Source organism: Shewanella colwelliana (assembly GCF_001735525.1).
In the GTDB taxonomy this organism is placed as follows: domain Bacteria; phylum Pseudomonadota; class Gammaproteobacteria; order Enterobacterales; family Shewanellaceae; genus Shewanella; species Shewanella colwelliana.
The window spans coordinates 1-20220 of record NZ_MCBT01000041.1 but is presented as its reverse complement, the minus strand read 5'-3'; the positions used below and the strand labels follow the sequence as shown (position 1 = coordinate 20220).

Annotated in this window: 12 protein-coding genes; 2 read left to right on the top strand and 10 right to left on the bottom strand. The window is 45.9% G+C overall.

Annotated features, from left to right (window positions below; all coding sequences use genetic code 11):
* Nucleotides 1–67: 67 nt before the first annotated feature.
* The gene (gene dnaK, locus BEL05_RS12480) at nucleotides 68–1984 is read right to left on the bottom strand and encodes a molecular chaperone DnaK (RefSeq protein WP_028763232.1); all 1917 of its coding nucleotides are present in this window, start codon (nucleotides 1982–1984) and stop codon (nucleotides 68–70) included.
* Nucleotides 1985–2287: 303 nt separating this feature from the next.
* On the opposite strand from dnaK, the gene BEL05_RS12475 reads away from it, so the two are divergent.
* A complete protein-coding gene (locus tag BEL05_RS12475; RefSeq protein ID WP_028763231.1) occupies nucleotides 2288–3208 on the top strand; it encodes a DMT family transporter in 921 nt (306 codons plus the stop codon).
* Nucleotides 3209–3409: 201 nt separating this feature from the next.
* Here the strand turns inward: BEL05_RS12475 and BEL05_RS12470 are convergent, their stop codons facing one another.
* The 8 genes from BEL05_RS12470 to BEL05_RS12435 form a co-directional block, all read right to left on the bottom strand.
* Nucleotides 3410–3976, bottom strand: coding sequence for a hypothetical protein (locus BEL05_RS12470; protein WP_139151879.1), 567 nt, complete (start codon nucleotides 3974–3976; stop codon nucleotides 3410–3412).
* A gap of 255 nt (nucleotides 3977–4231) precedes the next feature.
* A complete protein-coding gene (locus tag BEL05_RS12465; protein ID WP_028763229.1) occupies nucleotides 4232–5506 on the bottom strand; it encodes a glutamate-5-semialdehyde dehydrogenase in 1275 nt (424 codons plus the stop codon).
* A gap of 59 nt (nucleotides 5507–5565) precedes the next feature.
* Nucleotides 5566–6684, bottom strand: a complete 1119-nt coding sequence (proB, locus tag BEL05_RS12460) for a glutamate 5-kinase (protein ID WP_028763228.1) — start codon at nucleotides 6682–6684, stop codon at nucleotides 5566–5568.
* A 153-nt stretch (nucleotides 6685–6837) separates the two neighbouring features.
* Entirely contained in the window at nucleotides 6838–9915 is a 3078-nt protein-coding gene (locus tag BEL05_RS12455; protein ID WP_069671358.1) for an efflux RND transporter permease subunit, read from the bottom strand.
* A gap of 5 nt (nucleotides 9916–9920) precedes the next feature.
* Nucleotides 9921–10997 (bottom strand): efflux RND transporter periplasmic adaptor subunit, encoded by a 1077-nt coding sequence (locus BEL05_RS12450; protein ID WP_069671357.1) that lies wholly within the window; start codon nucleotides 10995–10997, stop codon nucleotides 9921–9923.
* 1 nt (nucleotide 10998) lies between these two features.
* Nucleotides 10999–12072 (bottom strand): efflux RND transporter periplasmic adaptor subunit, encoded by a 1074-nt coding sequence (locus tag BEL05_RS12445; protein WP_028763225.1) that lies wholly within the window; start codon nucleotides 12070–12072, stop codon nucleotides 10999–11001.
* Nucleotides 12073–12368: 296 nt separating this feature from the next.
* Nucleotides 12369–13658 carry an NCS2 family permease gene (locus BEL05_RS12440; RefSeq protein ID WP_069671356.1) on the bottom strand — a complete coding sequence of 430 codons (1290 nt, stop codon included), beginning with the start codon at nucleotides 13656–13658 and terminating at the stop codon, nucleotides 12369–12371.
* Nucleotides 13659–14770: 1112 nt separating this feature from the next.
* The gene (locus BEL05_RS12435; protein WP_069671355.1) at nucleotides 14771–16303 is read right to left on the bottom strand and encodes a M17 family metallopeptidase; all 1533 of its coding nucleotides are present in this window, start codon (nucleotides 16301–16303) and stop codon (nucleotides 14771–14773) included.
* 238 nt (nucleotides 16304–16541) lie between these two features.
* Here BEL05_RS12435 and BEL05_RS12430 point away from each other — a divergent pair, with 238 nt between their 5' ends.
* On the top strand, nucleotides 16542–18002 hold the full coding sequence (locus tag BEL05_RS12430) for an aminoacyl-histidine dipeptidase (RefSeq protein ID WP_069671354.1): 1461 nt from the start codon (nucleotides 16542–16544) through the stop codon (nucleotides 18000–18002).
* A gap of 874 nt (nucleotides 18003–18876) precedes the next feature.
* Here the strand turns inward: BEL05_RS12430 and BEL05_RS12425 are convergent.
* Nucleotides 18877–19191 (bottom strand): hypothetical protein, encoded by a 315-nt coding sequence (locus BEL05_RS12425; protein WP_069671353.1) that lies wholly within the window; start codon nucleotides 19189–19191, stop codon nucleotides 18877–18879.
* Nucleotides 19192–20220 lie beyond the last annotated feature (1029 nt).

Below are 20220 nucleotides of genomic sequence, written 5' to 3'. Positions count from 1 at the left end.
AGTTGTACGAACGGGCGTTAGAGTTTCCCCGTAACGCCCGCTAGAAATAATTTAGGCTAGGCCCGAATTATTTTTTGTCGTCTTTAACTTCTTCAAACTCAGCATCGACAACATCATCAGCAGGCGCTTCACTTGATTGCTGCTGTGCTTGCTCACCTTGGCCAGCTTGTGCTTTAGCTTGAGCAATTTCCATTAATTTAGCAGAGGCTTCCATTAATGCTTGAGTCGCTTTTTCAATCGCTTCTTTGTCATTACCTTTAGAGGCAGTGTCAACGTCAGCCATCGCAGCTTCGATCTTCTCTTTGTCTTCGCTTGGTAGCTCATCACCCGCTTCTTCGATCTGCTTCTTAGTCGCGTGAACCATGCCATCAGCTTGGTTACGAGCAGTCACTAACTCTTCAAACTTAGCATCTTCGTCAGCGTGAGCTTCTGCATCACGAACCATTGCATCAACTTCTTCGTCACTTAGACCTGAAGAGGCTTTAATAGTGATGTTCTGCGCTTTACCCGTTTTCTTATCGGTCGCAGACACATGCAAGATACCATCAGCATCGATGTCAAACGCAACTTCAATTTGTGGCATGCCACGAGGAGCAGGCTCGATACCTTCAAGGTTAAATTGACCAAGTGATTTGTTAGCACTTGATTGCTTACGCTCACCTTGCAGTACGTGAATCGTTACCGCTGCTTGGTTGTCGTCTGCTGTTGAGAAAGTTTGACTAGCCTTAGTTGGGATAGTGGTGTTTTTCTCAATCAACTTAGTCATTACGCTACCCATGGTTTCGATACCAAGAGATAGTGGTGTAACGTCTAGTAGTAGTACGTCTTTTACGTCACCAGCAAGTACACCCGCCTGAACTGCTGCACCAATCGCAACGGCTTCATCAGGGTTAACATCTTGACGGATCTCTTTACCGAAGAACGCAGAGACTTCAGCGCGAACCTTAGGCATACGAGTTTGACCACCAACCAAAATCACTTCATTGATTTCTGATACAGATAGGTCAGCATCAGCAAGTGCAACTTTTAGTGGCTCAAGTGAACGAGCGATCAAATCTTCAACTAAAGACTCAAGCTTGGCACGAGTGATCTTAACCACTAAATGCTTAGGACCTGTTGCATCGGCTGTGATGTATGGCAGGTTAACTTCAGTTTGAGTGGTGCTCGAAAGCTCAATCTTAGCTTTTTCCGCAGCTTCTTTTAGGCGCTGCATCGCTAATGGATCTTTACGTAGATCGATTGCTTGTTCTTTCTTAAATTCATCCGCTAGGTAATTAATTAGACGGTTATCGAAATCTTCACCACCTAAGTGCGTATCACCGTTAGTTGCAAGTACTTCAAACGTTTGCTCGCCTTCAACGCTATCGATTTCGATGATAGAGATATCGAATGTACCACCACCTAAATCGTATACCGCAACGATGTTATCGCCTTGCTTCTTATCGATACCGTAGGCTAACGCAGCCGCTGTTGGCTCGTTGATAATACGTTTAACTTCAAGACCCGCAATACGACCCGCATCTTTAGTGGCTTGACGTTGTGAATCGTTAAAGTATGCAGGAACAGTAATAACGGCTTCTGTCACTGGCTCACCTAGGAAGTCTTCAGCCGTCTTCTTCATTTTCTTAAGAATTTCAGCAGAAACTTGTGGAGGAGCCATCTTCTTACCGTGCGCCTCTACCCATGCATCACCGTTATCTGCACCGATAATTTTAAATGGCATGATATCAACATCACGCTGAACTTCATCATCAGTAAAACGACGACCAATTAGGCGCTTAATTGCGAAAAAAGTGTTAGCTGGGTTTGTTACAGCTTGACGCTTCGCAGACTGACCTACGATAGTTTCTTCGCCAGTGAATGCAACAATTGAAGGAGTAGTACGATCACCCTCTGCATTTTCAATAACACGTGCTTTTCCGCCATCTAATACGGCAACACAAGAGTTGGTTGTACCTAAATCGATACCAATAATTTTACCCATGGAGTCCTCCAAAAAAACTTTTAACTAACGCTAAATTTGTCATCTGATTCAGATATGGGGGTAGGCTAAATAAATTTCAAGCCTAATTTCCGCGCCATTATCTTTCCTTAACACCCTATATTGGGTCGTCAAAAGTGATTACAAGGGGAGAAACATAAAAATTATCTTAATTGAGCATTTTTTTGATCTTAAAAGCTGCCGACAAAAGCAGAACAAGCGTATAATGAATACAATCGAAGAAAACTGAGTTCGCTTGCCACAAAGTAACCAGTATTTATGTAGTCTCGTTTAGTGAGAAGTTCAGTGAAATCATCCAACCAAGCTTATATTTATGCGCTAGTCGCCATATTACTGTGGTCTACCGTTGCAACGGCATTTAAAATTGCCTTAAGCCACTTCAGTCCACTGCAACTTGTGTTCGTTGCGGTATCTACCTCTATTGTTGCCTTAGGTTTGGTTTTGCTCTTCATGGGAAAACTTGCATTAATTAAGCAACAGTTTTTAGCCCGACCTTGGTTTTATCTGCAGACAGGATTACTTAATCCTTTCTTATACTACTTGGTACTTTTCAAGGCCTACGCTTTATTGCCTGCGCAACAAGCCTTATCGCTTAACTACACTTGGGCAATTTTGTTACCACTTCTGTCTGTGCCTCTACTTAAACAAAAGCTCAGAAAGAGTGACATTACTGCTGCACTCATCGCCTATTTAGGCGTTTTTGTTATCGCCACGAATGGCCACATCACAGATGTTGCATTTGATAGCCGTACTGGAGTCATCTTAGCCCTAACCAGCACCCTACTCTGGTCACTCTATTGGATAGTCAATACTAAAGATAAGGGCGATCCGGTTGTAAGCTTACTGCTTAGTTTTATCGTCGGACTGCCTTTTATCACAGTAACCTTACTCCTGACCGAGTCTATGCCAGTATGGGATAGCAAGGCATTTGCCGCCGGTGTCTATGTTGGCCTGTTTGAGATGGGCGTGACGTTTGTGCTTTGGCTGATTGCATTAAAGAAAGCCGACAGAACCGCCAGCATGAGTACCTTGGTGTTTATCACACCGGTATTATCCATAGGTTTTATTGCATGGATTCTACAAGAGACAATTACCCGCTCTACGTTTATCGGACTTGGACTTATTTTAACGGCACTGGCACTGCAACAACTTTTACCGCAGCTAAACCGTTTACGCACTAAACCCGCTATCAGCCCAGAACTATAAGTTAAAAAAATAACAATTGGGTTTAAGTTTGGGAGCATAAATTTGTACGCATAAGCACTGAGGCTTTGGCTAAAAATCAGCATAAAAAAACCGACAAATTTGTCGGTTTTTATGTCTTTACTGATATTAATTATTGATATCAATCTCACCAACACCAACATTAACATATAGGTGCTGCTTACTTGCTCCATCTTTACTATGCTAGCTAGCGCTGACTAAACTACGCTTAATCGCTTGATGCTGGCCATTTTTACTAATAGACACTTCACCAACACCAGACTCTAATGACACATCACCATAGTGGCCTTGATGCGCCACTTCAGCGCGTCCAACACCAAGGTCGACATCGATATTATTTACAAATCCATCAACAACCACTTCACCAACACCAGCTTCAACAGCGATGGCAGCATCACGAGGTAGGTATACTCTCCACTCCTGAGAGAGATCGTCTTGTTCGCTAAGCTTAATCACTATCTTATCTTGGTTTTCGTTGATGGCCAGCGCCACGCTAGAGATATCACTGTTACTCCAAAAGCCAAACCAATTGGAATCTGACGGCTTAACAACAACCTCAATACGAACTTCAGACTCATCTGTCGCAATCAGCTGTGCTGTACCGACCTCCATATCGAGCACGATCGCTTGTCCGTTATAATCTAGCGTATCATTGAGTGTCACCGAGCTATCAGCAACTGCTGAAAGTGAAACCGCACTCAAAAGTAAACCTAATCCAGCAACCGTTTTCATTAGTCTTGTCATGCTCATTGTTATAGCCCTTATTGATTCCTTGTTTATTAACTAGGACAAAGCAAACGACATACCAATATTGCAAGCCAATGATTATAAAGGATTAAGATGATTTTCAATACAGCCAGCTAAACCTGACACCTCCAGCTTTTAGTGATATTCACTAAATTTTGTGAAATAACACCGCAAAAATAAGTGAATAAAAAAAACCTCGGGGAACCTGTCATCCACGAGGGGGTTAGTCTGTTTAAAAGCAAATAGTCTAGCGTAGGGTTAACTTCTGGCGGTGTAGTCACCCACCCCAATCCATTTATAAGTGGTCAATGCTTCCAGACCCATTGGGCCACGCGCATGCAACTTTTGAGTACTGACAGCAACTTCGGCACCAAGGCCAAATTGTCCGCCATCGGTGAAACGCGTGCTGGCATTAACGTATACGGCCGCTGCGTCAACTTGATTAAGAAAGTGAGCCGATGCGTGAATATTGTCAGTTAAGATCCCTTCCGAGTGGCCACTCGAATAGGTTCTGATATGCTCGATAGCAGTATCGATATCACTAACCACTTTTATACCCAAAGTGAGTGCTAACCACTCATTGCCATAGGTTTCTTCGGTCGCCTTTGAGATGGCTACGCCCAGTTTATCGGCGATAACTTGTGCACCTTGGCAACCATAGAAAGTGACGCCTAATGCGCAGAGGTGAGTATAAAGCTGAGGTAATAACGCCTCAGCAATAGACTCGTGCACTAAGACAGTATCGAGTGCGTTACAGACTGTTGGGCGCTGAACCTTAGCATTGGCAATCACATCAATTGACTTAGCAATATCCGCATCCTTATCCGCATAGAGGTGACAAATTCCAATACCGCCTAAAATCACCGGTATAGTAGCCTGCTCGGCACAGAGCCGCTGTAAATGCTGACCACCGCGCGGGACAATCATATCCACATATCGATCAAGCTTTAACAAACCCGATACGAGAGCACGATCAGCGCTTTGGATCAGTTGCACCGCATCAGCCGGCAAGCCTTGCTGAGTTAACGCATCTCTAATGGCAGCACTTAATGCAAGGTTTGATTGCAAGGTTTCCTTACCGCCACGAAGAATGACCGCATTACCTGTTTTGAGCGCTAATACCGCAATATCGACGGTAACGTTCGGGCGGGCTTCATAGATCACCCCAATCACCCCAAGTGGCACTCGACGACGGGAAAGACGTAACCCATTATCAAGCAACTGGCTTTCAAGCTCTGTTCCAACGGGATCGGCAAGATTAATCACATTATCAATATCTGCAATCACGCCACTCAAACGTTCGTCGTTAAGCAGCAAACGATCGATCATCGCCTCATTAAGGCCGTTATCTTTTGCCATGGCAACATCGCGCATATTTGCTTCAATGATGGTAGCGCGATTCGCCTCAAGACTGCTGGCGATTTGACTCAGTAGCGCCTGCTTTTCAGCCCCAGTTAAACTGGCAAGGGAGTAGCTTGCTTGCTTAGCTTGTTGTCCCAGTTGGATTAAATACTGCTGATTATTCTCTATCACTTTGAGTTACCTATATCTCTTGGCTATGGCATTTAACCCTAGCTCTTAATCCTAATTGGCTATAGCACGACCATATCATTACGGTGAACGATGGCATCACCATAGTCATAGCCCAGCAAGGACTCTATTTCGTCTGAGTGTTTGCCAGCAATTTTAAGCAAATCTTTAGCACTATAGCGGCTCATCCCTCGTGCATATTCGCGCCCCGTTGCATCAACTAACTGCAATGTGGCCCCGCGCTCAAATTGACCACTTACCTCAAGAACGCCTTTTGACAACAAGCTACGCCCTTTTTGCGTCACAGCGTTGAGCGCCCCGGCATCGAGTACCAATTTACCTCTGGTCGCCGGCCCCGCCAAGATCCACTGTTTACGGCTTTCAAGCGGGTTTTCCAGTGCGGTAAAGTGAGTACCAACAGCTTCTTTACACACGGCATTTTGAATCACTTTAGGGTGATGACCTGATGCAATAACCACCTCAATACCAGCGCGGCGCGCTATATCAGCGGCTTGGAGTTTTGTCGCCATGCCGCCAGTGCCTAGACCTGACACGGCGCCACCAGCAAGGCTGCGCAGGCTATCATCAATATTGACCACTTGCTTGATTAACTTAGCATCGGGATTAGCGCGCGGATCAGCATCGAACAGCCCTTTCTGATCCGTCAGCAAAATCAATAGGTCGGCATCACAAAGTAGCGCAGCTCTCGCAGATAAGTTGTCATTGTCGCCAACTTTAATCTCATTGGTCGCCACGGCATCGTTTTCATTGATAATGGGAACAATGCCATTAGCGAGCAGGGCGTTAAGGGAGTCTCTTGCATTGAGGTAGCGCTCTCTGTCATGCAGATCGGCGCGCGTTAGCAATAGCTGACCGACATGCAGTCCATAAATACTGAACAGCTGTGACCAAGCAAGAATAAGCTGACTTTGCCCCACCGCGGCAAGCAACTGCTTGTTGGCCACGGTATCGGGGAGACTGGGGTAACCTAAATGTTCGCGACCAGCGGCAATGGCCCCTGATGTACACAATACAACTTCAACACCTGATTTCATTAAACTTGCCATTTGACGAGCAAGCTCAACCATATGCGCCTTATCCAGCTGACGAGAGCCAGAAGTTAAGACGCTTGTCCCCAACTTTACCACCACGCGGCGATAACCAATCTCACTTAAGTTCATTTTAAATAAAGTAAATAAAGCCGAACTTAGCGTTATACCCAATCCACATAAAAATTGATAGCGATTGAACTAAAAGATTAGCATCTTGCTAGGCTAGAACAGATCTAAACGACCTGCCGAGCCGATGTCTAATGGGTTTAGCGTGATCACACTCTATTTGGCAAAGGTCTTATAGCTTCGATATTTCACCTTAAAGAAAATGATATAGAACACGGGCACAATCACTAGCGTCAGCACCGTTGCCACCCCAAGACCAAACATTACAACAGCCGCAAGGGACTCGAAAAATGCATCAGTAATGAGCGGTAACACCCCTAAAATGGTCGTGACGGCCGCCATACAAACAGGCCTTACACGGCTCACTGTGGATGAAAACACCGCCTCAAACACCTCGGTCCCAGACTCAATCTCGGTATTAATTTGATCTAATAGCACAATCCCATTTTTCAATAACATTCCCGAAAGACTTAACATTCCTAACAGGGCCATAAAACTAAAGGGTTTATCGAGCACCAATAAGCCCGAGGTAATACCAATAATGGCCAACGGCACACAACACCAAATAACCAGCGGCTTACGTACCGAATTGAAAAGAAAAACGGTGATCAAGAACATAAATAGAAAGCCCATAGGCAAGGTCGCAAACAAGGATTCTTGAGCATCATTAGATGATTCATACTCACCGCCCCAATTAAGCTCATAACCAGAGGGGAGTTCTATCGCCTCGACACTCGACTGCATCTTTGAAAGCAGCTCCGTCGGCAATATGTCATAGGCAAAATCGGCATCGGCAAATACTGTGATGGTACGTTTACGGTCTCTGCGTTGAATAATCGGATCTTCAAACTTTACATCAAAGCCATCGACAACCTGCTGCATGGGAACATAAACGCCCAACACTGGACTCCAAATCCTTAAACTCTCCAAGGATCCAATATCAACTCGCTCCTCTTCAGGTAAACGAGACACAATAGGCAATAATGTCGTCCCCTCTCTATAGACACCGACATTCACCCCGGCAAACGCAAACTTAAGGTTTTCATCAACGTTGCTTTTCACTATGCCTAAGCGGCGAGCTTGAGACTCATTGAAGCGTGGTGAGATAAATTTAACACGCTCACGCCAATCATGGCGTACGTTGACCGTTCCCAGTGTGCTATTAAATACCGTCATGACTTCGGATGCTAACTCCCTCAGGACATCGGGGTCAGCACCACTAATTCTGGCTTCAATTTTTGCATCGGTCGAAGGACCAATTTCCAAACGCTTAAACTTAAACTGTACTTGTGGAAACTTAGCTTCAACCTGCTCACGATAAGTGGTCATCGCGGGCAACAAGGCATCGAAGCTTGTCGTACGTAATGCCAGTTGTGAATAGGATGAATAGTTCTTCTCTGGTGCATAAGTGAGTAGAAAACGTGGGAACCCTTTACCCACAGTAGAAGCCGCAAACTCGACGTTGTCAATTTGTGCAGCCATTATTTCCATCTCTTGAGTGACCCGCTGTGTTTCACGGATGTCAGTCCCTTCAGGCAACCAAACATCAACCAGAAAAATGGGCGTCGTAGATGGCGGGAAAAAGGACTGTTTCACATACGCAAACCCTGCCAAAGCCGCGACAAAAGCGCTGCACACAAGCAAGACGCTGACCCAACGAAAACGCATACAGATATCTAATAGCGCTTTATAGGCGGTAAAAAATGCACCGCCATAGGGGTCTTTCTCATCGCCTTTAACAACGGCCTCCCCTTCAGCACCAAAGAACAGCTGCGCAAAGAAAGGCGTGATTGTAATAGCCGTGATCCAAGAAAGCAGCAGAGAAAATAGTAATACCCAGAACAGGGATCCCGCAAACTCGCCGGTAGCATCAGGCGACAAGCCAATGGGTGCAAATGCAGTAACTGCGATAACCGTGGCGCCAAAGAGTGGCCACATGGTTTGTTTGACTATGCCTTGCGCGGCTTGTAAGGTTGTTTCACCCCGTTGTCGACCAATTAAAATCCCCTCAACCACCACAATGGCATTATCGACCAACATCCCCAGTGCAATGATCAGCGCGCCCAAGGAGATCCTTTGCAGTTCAATATCAGCCTGCAACATCAATATAAAGGTGCCAAGACAGGTTAAGAACAGGATTAAACCAATCAATATCCCGCTCTTTAGCCCCATAAAGACCAGTAACACACCAATGACGATTACAACGGCTGCAATCAGGTTCCATACAAAGCTACTGACTGATTTATCAACCTCTTCTGGTTGATTGTACATGGTTGCTATCTTCATCCCCGCTGGGCGAGCATCATCTATCTCGGCTAACTTTTCGGCCACCGCGCCGCCTACTGACACGACATTGACACCGGATGAAAATGAGACACCAATATTGATGGCGCTATCTTGGTTAAAACTCAGGACATTACTAGGGATGTCTTGAAAGCCGCGTTGAATAGTGGCGACGTCTCTAAGGTAAATCAGTTTCGAACCCGCCGCACCTGGAATGATCAGATCGCCGAGCTCTGTGACCGTTTTGAAGCCACCACTGGTGCGGATCCTTAAGTTATCACCCGCGACGCGAATATTGCCCGCATCAGACACCATGTTCTGCGAATTTAAAAGGTTACTGATGGTGTCAGGGTCAATATTTGAGTTAGATAACTTGTTGAGCGAAATCTCTAGAAAAATCTGTTCCTGCTGCGCACCAGCCAATGACACCTTACCCACACCAGGCACCAATTCTAATTCGCGCTTAACAAAATCAACATAATCAAGCAGGTCTCGATAACTGTAATCTGGTCCACTGACCATATACATAATGCCGTAGACATCGCCAAAATCATCATTGACCATCGGCGGGTTTATCCCCGGGGGCAACTGAGCGGACATATCATTGACCTTGCGGCGCAACTCATCCCAAATTTGTGGCAATTCATCTGGGCCATAATTGTTCTTCATGGTAACGGTTATTTGTGATAATCCCGACGTGCTCAAGGAACGGATCTTATCCACATAAGGTAATGCCTGAATGGCCTTTTCTATGGGATAAGTGACCTCTTCCTCAACCTCCGTTGACGTTGCACCGGGATAGAGCGTCACCACCACCGCATCTTTAATAGTGAAAGGAGGATCTTCTAACTGACCGAGACCGGTAAAGGCCATTAGCCCACCTATTAGTAAGATCAGTGAAAACATCCAACTGATCACGGCATTTTTTACAAAGTACCCTGCTACATTCATTGTAACTATCCCTTAATCAGCTCAACTTTCTGTCCATCAACTAAGCGCTTACCGCCACCAGTAATGATGACCTGCCCATCGGCCAATCCTTCGACGACCTCAATCATGTCACCAACAATGACACCAAGCTTAACCTGCTGATACGTAACGCTGTTGCTGTCTGCCTGATAAAGCCATACGCCCCCCTCTTGCGCATTGATTTCACTGCCATCTCGCATCAGCACCGCGTTAATTGGCACCAAATGTTGCCGACTGTAGGTGTAAGTCAAATGACTTAAGTTAGCTTTGACTTTGGCGGGCATGCCCTCAAGCACTTTATATTTTTCATCTAATGGCACCGCGAGGGTCGCGATAAACGTATAGGATGAGGGATCCTTTTCCGTGTTCATTTCTAAGATGGTGCCTTTGAAAACCACATCAGGAAAGGCTTCAAATGTTACGTCATACTCCTGTTTCTGGGCCCTCGCGTCATGACGCCTTGAAACTGCGAGTAAAATATCTGGGATCTGCACCTCGACATCAATGCGCTCAATTTTGTGCATGGTCACAATTTCTGACCCAGGTTGAATATTCTCGAAAGACTCTACAAGCACATCGCTGACAACGCCGTCAAATGGCGCACGCAGTTCTGTGTAATCTAAATACAATTGCGCCTGTTTGGCTTCGGCACTCGACACTAAGTACTGGGCATTTATCTGGTCATATTCTGATTGTGCAATCAGCTCTTTATCAACTAACTGCTTGGTCCGCTGAGCTTGCTTACTGGCAACCTCCATCCTCGCCCTGCGATCGTTAAGCACAATTTGATAATCTTGCTTATCCAATGCCGCCAGCAAGGTCCCTTTTTTCACCCGCTGCCCTTTAACGACTGGGATGCTACTGATTCTGCCATCTACGCGAAACGAGAGCGGAGTGAGATCCTGCGCCCGGGCCACCGCATTAAATTCGCGAATCACTTGATTATTAGTATGTGGTAGAGTGAAAGTTTCAACTCGAGCCGCGGACGATTCAATCACCATTGGCTCACTGCAACCAATCAGAGCTAGTCCGCCAACGAGACATGAGGCCATAAGTGTTTTCATATTAAAGCCCCCTCTCTTTTATCCAGCGCACCGCGTTTTGCCCATCGACCAACTCCGATGCCCCCGCGACAACAAGCCAATCACCATCGTTTAGGCCCTTAATAATTCTATTTGACTCAACAACAACAGGGACTTTCTCTACACGATTAAGCCCTTCTAACCATCGAAATACATAACTTTGCCCATCAGACTCAAGGATGGCACCCTCAGAGACTTTCAACCCGCCATCATTAACATCTGAAGGCAATACAGCTTTGACACTCGCCGCCATGCCCGGCAAAACATTGAGTTGTTCTGGGATGGGTAAGGTCACCACCAAGGTATAGCTGCCAGTGTCAGGATCTGCGACAGTATTGAGCTCTTTCAGGCCGGCAACAAACCATTCATCACGGCTGTCAAACTTTACCTGTATCGCCGCATGGTCATTATCAAATCGGTTGAGCCGTTGCAGTGCACCAATAAATTGCTCGGGCAGTTGAAAACTCACATCCACTGCAGATTCAGTTTGGATGCCCAATACTGGCTCCTGCATCTGTGCATACTGAAACACACGCATATAACGCTTAGAGATGACACCATCATAAGGCGCTAATAATCGCGTATAAGTGAGGTCTGAATTTGCTTTGTCTAACGCAGCTTGTGCCACGGTGAATTCACTTTTTGACTGGTCAAAATCTCCGCGCGAGACCACGCCCTGTTCAACTAGGTTGCTCGCTCGTTCAAACAAAACTTTCGCCAACTCAAATTGAGCTTTAGCAACGGCTCTTTGCTGCTCGTAAATTGCTGGGTCTAATGTGGCCAAGGGATCTCCCATACGCACTTCGTCACCCGGGCTGACCAAAATGTTGGCAATCTCACCCGCGACACGAAATGATAGAACCGCTCGATCGGACGCCCTCACTTCTCCAGGTAAAATCCGCTCGCGCGTACCCTGCCCATATACAAACTGAGTTACCTTTACAGGTCTAAACTCTGCCTGAGGTATATCGGATGACACGGATTTAACGGGTGGGCTAAAAAGCAGGAAGGATGAACTGATAAGGAGTAAAGACAAGGCGCTGAAATATGATTTCATGGCAAGGTTTCCAATGTCCAACAAAAGTAGAGATTAAGTTATCAACCTGTAAAAAAATATAGCATACACCTATTTTTAATACACCTGATTTTGTCAAAATCCATTGATTTATTTAACTGTTTTCGTCCTTTTACCTAGTGTAAATATCAAGTATTGGAAACGAACATGAGAAATAAAAGTAAAAACCAGATAGGGCCTTAGGCAGCACAGATGCAAACACATCGTAGACTAACAAAAGGGACAAGTGCCTCACCCAAACATAGAAGGGTGAGACCCAATGAAGCCTGTTTAGCTAGTTAACCATAAATAAACTTGGCCAAAAATAGTGTAGCCAAAATCAGTACGCCAGCACTTAAATCCCGGTATCGCCCACTTAAGAGTTTAATCGCCGCATAGGCGATGAAGCCCATGGCAATTCCCGTCGCAATAGAAAATGTTAACGGCATCAAAATACAGACCACCACCACAGGTGCAGCTTCGGTCAAATCCTCCCAGTCAACATGTACTAAGCCTGACATCATCAATATTGCCACATAAAACAATGTTCCCGCCGTTGCATAAGCTGGCACCATACCTGCCAAGGGGGAAATAAACAGCGACAGTAAAAACAAAATACCGACAACGACAGCGGTAAGTCCAGTGCGGCCACCCGCACTCACACCCGCGGTGCTTTCGATATAACTGGTCGTCGTAGAGGTACCTAGCATCGCCCCTGCAATTGTTGCAGTGCTGTCAGCGGTTAAGGCTCGACCCAACCTTGGAAGCCGTCCCTTATCGTCAAGAAAACCACCACGCTGTGCAACGGCCACTAATGTGCCTGAGGTATCAAATAGGTCAACAAACAGAAAGGCAAAGACCACAGATAACATGCTGATCTCTAACACACTAGACAGATCCATTTTCATAAACGTCGGTGCAATAGAAGGCGGTGCGGAAACAAGCCCCGCATACTGTACATCACCAAATAATAACCCTAACGCTGTGATAGACAGAATGCTAACAATGACCGCAGACTTCATGCCACGGTGAACCATAGCAATAATCATGAAAAAGCCCAGTACCGACATCACGGCAGGAAACGCCGTCACATCGCCCATGGTCACAAGCGTCGCCGGACTGGCAACCACAATGCCGGCACTTTTGAGGCCAATCAATGCCAAGAACAACCCGATACCAGCGGCAATACCAAGACGCAAAGACATAGGGATGCTGTTAACAATCCACTCTCTAATTTTGACCAGCGACAAAACCAAGAAACAGATACCAGAGAGGAATACTGCACCAAGCGCGGTTTCCCAGCTATAGCCCATTTCCCCGACAACGGTATAGGTGAAAAAAGCATTAAGCCCCATGCCTGGTGCCAAGGCTATAGGATAGTTGGCGACCAACCCCATGATTAAGCAGCCTAAGGCCGCGGCCAAACAGGTCGCGACAAAGACCGCGCCATGATCCATGCCTGCATCAGCCAGCATCATAGGGTTAACAAAAATGATATACGCCATCGTTAAGAAAGTGGTTAGGCCCGCAACAACTTCTTGTTTTAACGTAGTTTGATGTTCTGTCAGTTTGAATAGTTTTTCTAACATGGAACTGGGTTCCTTGAATTAGTTATTAGTTATGAGGTAGGGATAGATGTAAACAGTAGGTTAATCCTGTCACATCGCGCGCAGATTATATACTTAACTGAGAGTTGAATGCGAGACACGCTAGAGTGATGGCTCAAAATCGTAGAGAACAGTGAATTTTAGGCAAAAAAAAGCCTGCTCAATGAGCAGGCGAGACATGTTTCAAGTGTTCCGAAAGGAAAGAGCTACCGCGCTAGCGGGTTACACTGGCATATCATTCAACGACTTAACGTGAGCAATATACGACTTGAGTCTAAAATCCCCAAAAGGGGTAAGGTTGATGGATGATGCAACTACTTTTATCAAGTGAACTAGGTTCAGATGATAATAGGGGTAGTTAGCCCTTAAAAGTCATAGCAAATAACCCGCCACGCAGAGCGTTCGTGCAAAACCAACTTTTCTGCCAATAAACGTGTTGAATTCCTGTGTAAGACATAGTCAAAACTCCTAACAAAGTTGTATTAAAATTACTCTAGTGAAACTTGGCGTGAAAGGCTTAAATCCAAAGCGCTTTCTGCCGCAGAGTCAACTTGTCGCTCGATTCCTTGGAGAATTATCCATCCTGGATAGACTAGAGGTGGTAGACACCGTGTCTAACCAACGAGAGCCATTATAAATAAATGTAGTTTTATTACAACCTTTTTTTGATATTTTTTTGTTTTAAGGCTTTAAATGTAATTTTACTACAAAAAGTAGGGTTAACAACCTTGCTGCACCCCACACATCAACACTGTTTTGTGACCTACCCACAAAAAGAGGCAAACTAAGGTATGTCTCCTTCAAATTTTTACGGCGGATCCCAGCAGCAAATGATCGACCACGCATATCTATCTATGAATGTGATCTATGGATATTACTTAAGAAATGGCTCAATGAGCGAGGCTAAATGATATTGTATTGCGTAAAAATGCAACCTATGGGAATTCACAACGCCTAAAGCTGTGCAAAGACCACATAGGTCGCTCAGGTACTTAAACCGCAGTAGGGTAAGTTACCGTTGAAGGGCAAAGAAAATGCTGGCGTTTAGCTTCCATGTAACGTCAGCCACACGCTATAAAAAGCCGTGTTCACTATTAAGCTGTGATATGGGCGAACAATCCCACCAACGGCGCTGCCGTCGGTTTACCATAAAGTGGGTCCCCTTCTGTTGCACTGCCAGCAATATCAACGTGGGTGTATGCCATTGGCGTTGTTGCCGTTAAGCCATGCGCCTCTAACCCCGATGCCTTCAATAAGAAAGCAGCAGGATATTGATGACCGCGAGCGGTTACAGATGATGGCGCATTATTTGATGACAAAATATCGGCCGCACCAGAGGGATCAACAATTTTACTGTAATCATCACGGCGTAAACGTGAAACCTCTATTGGCTCCCCCCATTCATCACCAATAGTTTGCAATCGCAGCCCAACCTGATTCTCTCTTGCAACGGAATTTTCAACAACCGCCGTATAGCTGCCATAGCAGCGAACCACATGGCCGGTTAAGGTCGCGACCGAAAAGAGCTGCGGCGAAACGGCCTTCTCAGCCTTTATCCGCAAGTGCGATAATAGATCGGCGAGCACGAGTCGCCCCTCTGCGTCCGTATTACCGATACGTACTCTAACCCCTGCATGGCTAGTAATGATCTCGTCAGTAACAAAGGCTTCGCTACCTATGCTGTTGCGCACTAATCCAAGCTCAGCCACAACCCTAACCCCTTTAGGTTTGAGCATTGATAATGTTTTCATTAACCCAGCAACGGCCGCGGCACCGCCTTTGTCTCGGCTCATACCCGCCATGCCGCCTGCAATCTTGATATCTGCGCCACCCGTGTCATATACAACCCCTTTGCCTGCAAAGAAATAGCTATGACTTATCTCGCCCTCAGCACAATACTCAACTTTCACGACTCTAGGTTGATGGCGGGGTACCCCAAATGAACTTCGACCCACAGCACTGAGTAGTGGATAGTCACGCTCAAGTACGTCGCGGTCTTCCACCACACTCACCTTGAGGCAAGAGTCTTGATAAGCCTCTACACAATATTGAGCAAATGCCGTCGCTGACATGCGTTCAGGCTCGGTACCACAAAGATCCCGAGCAAGAATACGCCCCGCTTCCATGGCATTAAGCACCGCTGCGTTGGCTGACGTCGCTAACAGCCCAATAGCCTCAAATGCCGCCTCATCACCCAACGCTTCGCGGCGTTCTAATGCTTGCCAAAGCTGCTGACCACACGCCAGCGCTGACACAGATAAGGCTTGACGATACTTGTCACTTTGATGTTGATTAACAATTAATAGTGGCCGTTTAGCACCTGCGTCCAACGCAACCTGAAGTGCCTGTCTCGCAGCGTCACCATACAAACGTACATCTTGGCAATCGTTGTCAGTGTCATTCACTGGCGAGACAATTAATCGACCTCCTGCAAGCCCTGGGGCAAACAGTAAGGTGGGCGATCGCCCGACTCTCGCATCGATATTTTTGCCATGATTGGCCAGTAAACGGATCTCATCGATACCAAGGGCATCAATGTCGGAAGTCACTACAACAACAGCGTCATAACCATTGCCTTCAAATATTGCATCGTTGTCTTTTACATCAATAAAATTAACCTGAGCCATGCCCCATCATCCTTATGCTTGTGAATTCAATTTCGATCTATGTCGATTATTAAGGGGCATTATTCCCATATTAAGCCGACAAAGCCAAGGGAATTGACGATAGTGCGATCAAGCATTGGCAACTTTGTATGACACTGGGTCGACAGCATTACGACCTAAGCGGGTCAACAGCTTTGACTCTGTGATAGACTATTGCCAATTTTGACAGCAACGACCTTTTATTTAGAGGAGTTAGTCCGTGAGCACATTAAGTCAACTGCAACCTCAAGCATTATGGCAATGGTTCGAGCAGATCTGCGCCATTCCACACCCATCCAAGCATGAGCAAGCACTTAGTCAATACATACAAAACTGGGCTAAAGATAAACAGCTCAGCATCGTAGAAGATAAAGTGGGTAATTTGATCATCAAAAAGCCTGCCACACCAGGTATGGAAGATCGTAAAGTCGTTGTACTACAAGCCCATATAGATATGGTGCCGCAGAAGAATGCAGACAAAGTACATGATTTTGAAAAAGACCCAATTGAAGCTTATGTCGATGGCGACTGGGTCAAAGCCAAAGGCACAACCTTGGGCTCAGACAACGGTATCGGTATGGCGTCAGCCCTTGCCGTGTTGAGCAGTGATAATATCCCTCACGGCCCACTTGAAGTCTTGCTGACCATTGATGAAGAAGCTGGCATGACAGGCGCATTTGGCCTTGAAGCGGGTTATCTCGATGCAGAGATCCTTATCAATACCGATTCAGAGCAGGAAGGCGAGATCTACATGGGCTGTGCCGGCGGTGTCGATGCACAAATCACCGTACCTATGGTATGGCAAGCGCCTGAACCTAGTAATTCAACTTACACCTTGTCTCTTTCTGGCCTAAAAGGGGGTCATTCAGGTGTAAATATCCATTTAGGCCGTGGTAATGCTAACAAGCTACTGGCTCGCTTCTTGTTTAACCACGCCGATGAACTCGCGCTTGAATTAACAAATTTCACTGGTGGTTCATTGCGTAACGCTATTCCTCGCGAAGCCAGCGTGAGCTTTATGCTGCCTGCTGAAAATGTTGCACGCCTAGAAGCGCTTATGGCTGACTATACCCACTTAGTTCGCCAAGAGTTGGCCATTGCAGACCCAGATATGCTGTTGACGCTACAAGAGTCGCCAGCCGCTAAGCAGGTAATGAGTGAAGATGCACAGCAAACTTTAATCGAGTTATTACATGCCTGCCCTAATGGTGTCATCCGCATGAGCGATGAGATTGAAGGCGTAACAGAAACCTCATTAAACGTTGGCGTTATCAGCACTGAGGCCGAATCAGTCGATATTCTTTGCCTAATACGTTCATTGATAGATTCTGGACGTGAAGAGGTTGAAGGCAACTTAACTGCACTCAGCAGTCTTGCTGGCGCAGAAATTGAATTTAGTGGTGCCTACCCAGGTTGGAAACCTGACAGCAGCTCACCTGTTATGGCAATTGTTAAAGATACCTACGAGGCGATTTATCAAAAAGAGCCAACGATTATGGTGATCCACGCGGGGCTTGAATGTGGTCTGTTTAAGAAGCCATATCCGGATATGGACATGGTATCGATTGGCCCCACCATTCGCTTCCCACACAGCCCTGATGAGAAAGTGCTTATCGAGACCGTCGATCAATACTGGAAGTTACTACTCGCCGTATTGGAGCGGATTCCAGCGAAAGCTTAATCATACTTAGTCAATCTAAGGCGTCGATGTTAATCCATCGGCGCTTTTTTTTGTCGGCCCACAAAATGTTGCTGTTATGCCGCATTCAACCTTATAGGTGTTTACCTAACACACGCTAGCGTTACCCTTCATTAATTTGAATTGCTTGCAACAGTTGCAGTGTATGGCACGGTTAGTGCGACCTTACATTTACACAACTTAGGTATTTAAATAGGGAGTTTTAAACCCTAGCTGCATGGTTTATCGATTGCTTGCAGCTGGCCTTTTGTGCAGGTACTTCTGTGACACGGTGCAGGTACAATCCCTGTCGCGGAAGGTCACAGCCGCACCTACACTGACTTTTCTATCTCTTCGATTTAGCCGCTATTGGTATTCACAGAACCGTTAAAAGCTAAATCGTTTTTGGACAAAAGTGTGTTTGCCTTGAAATGAAGGTGTTGGCATTTTTGTAATTTAACATATGGCTGTATTGGTTTATATCTCGCTGATGGTAGCGTTGACTTTCATTGTTTTGAATTGCTTGCAGCAGGCTATTCGTGCAGGTACTTCTGTGACACGCCGCAAGTACGTTCCCTGTAGGCTCTGCCGTGACATCCATGTCACGGAAGGCCACAGCCGCACCTACACCGAGTTTTAATTCTCTTCGATTTAGCCTTATTAGTATGACTTAGGCAATCAGAAGTTAAATCGATTTTGGACAGAAATTGGTTAGAGTCAAAGCTCTTAAAGTGATGATTATTATTAGGGAAAGAATGGCAAGCTGATATACGGTAACGCCTTGCTAACCGGCAGCCGTGCGCGAAGCGCGCTTTAGGCTGTCCAGTGGAGGCCGCTTTTTGGCCGGAACGGTGGTTGAGCAACTTGTTAAGAGGCTTTACTTCCATAGCTGCCACCACTTTTTTTCACTGCCTATATTAAGTTGCTTGGCGCGATCATAACACGCGCCGCATATTAGCTTTACGCCTGCAAATGCTTCAGATTCGTCATTCCATGCGCCGCCAGTTTTATTAACCATATCTTCGCAGGCACTACACCAAGAATCTGGACGATTATCGCCATCCTCGGGCTCTGCCGACCAGAAGCCTCTGGCAACATTATCGCTAAGAGTTTGCACTGTGTGCTGACAAACATATGTAGCTTGCTGTTTTCCATGCTCGCAACACTCTATATATTTTTCGGCTTCGCTCATTAATTGGGTTGCCTCTTAACGATCTAGTTCACGAGCCGAAGGTCTCGTGTAACGGCTTGTTCTTTACTTTCGGAGAGAGGAGGTTATCGCTACTCAATCCGTGAGTTTATATTCCATGCCCTTGGGGCCTAATTAATGCCCCCTGCGGCGTGAGGGAAGCATCGCTGCTTTACTTGAAGTCAATTGCAGGTCTCTTAAAAGCTTCGCTTTACGAGCCTTAGCAAGTGCCTTCAAGCTATCATAAATTAGGCGTTTCTTCCATCGCGTTTGGCTCTATCTATTCCTTCGGCTAGACTTAAATATCACTTCTTTTTTGCTAAAAATCGTCTACCGCAGGTCAAGAACATTTTATTAGTGCGCATGCGCGTTTACCTCGTTGGACCAGTGAATACGCGCACAGTTAACTATCTGTATAAAATGAACTTATCAGCATTTTGCTAAATATACCATCTGGAAAAACGCGCATGCGCGTTTTCCAAACCTATTATCTACTTGGCGAATAGCATAAGCGATTAATTTTAAAGCAATTTATTCAAACCAAAATGAGAAAGCGCGCATGAATACAGGATGAAAATTGTTCAAAATCCTGATGATTTGAATATGACTGTATAGTTATTCAGTTTTTGGTTGGGAAGTAGTGAATTACATCTCGCTGGTGTCGCGATGAAAATGTCTAGGCCAGAAAGCCCATTAGGTACTGATCCACCGACAACGTGTTAAGTCATTTTGAGGCAAAATCAAGTCAGTTTTTTACTCCCCCCTTTCGACATCCGCCAAATCGAAGAGACGTTGAGATACCGAGTGTAGATACGCCGGTGAGCTTCCGAAACAGGGATGTTTCGGCAGAGCCTAAAGGGACTTATTCACGGCGTCTCACAGGCGTATCTGCACATCCCTCGCCGGGCAGACGTTAGATGGCGATAAAGGTATGACCTTCACGCACACACCCCAATAACAATGAACCAAAAGAGAAAATGTAACCAGCCTTCATTCGAAGGCTAACAAGTTTTGGGGCAAAAGCACGTTAGC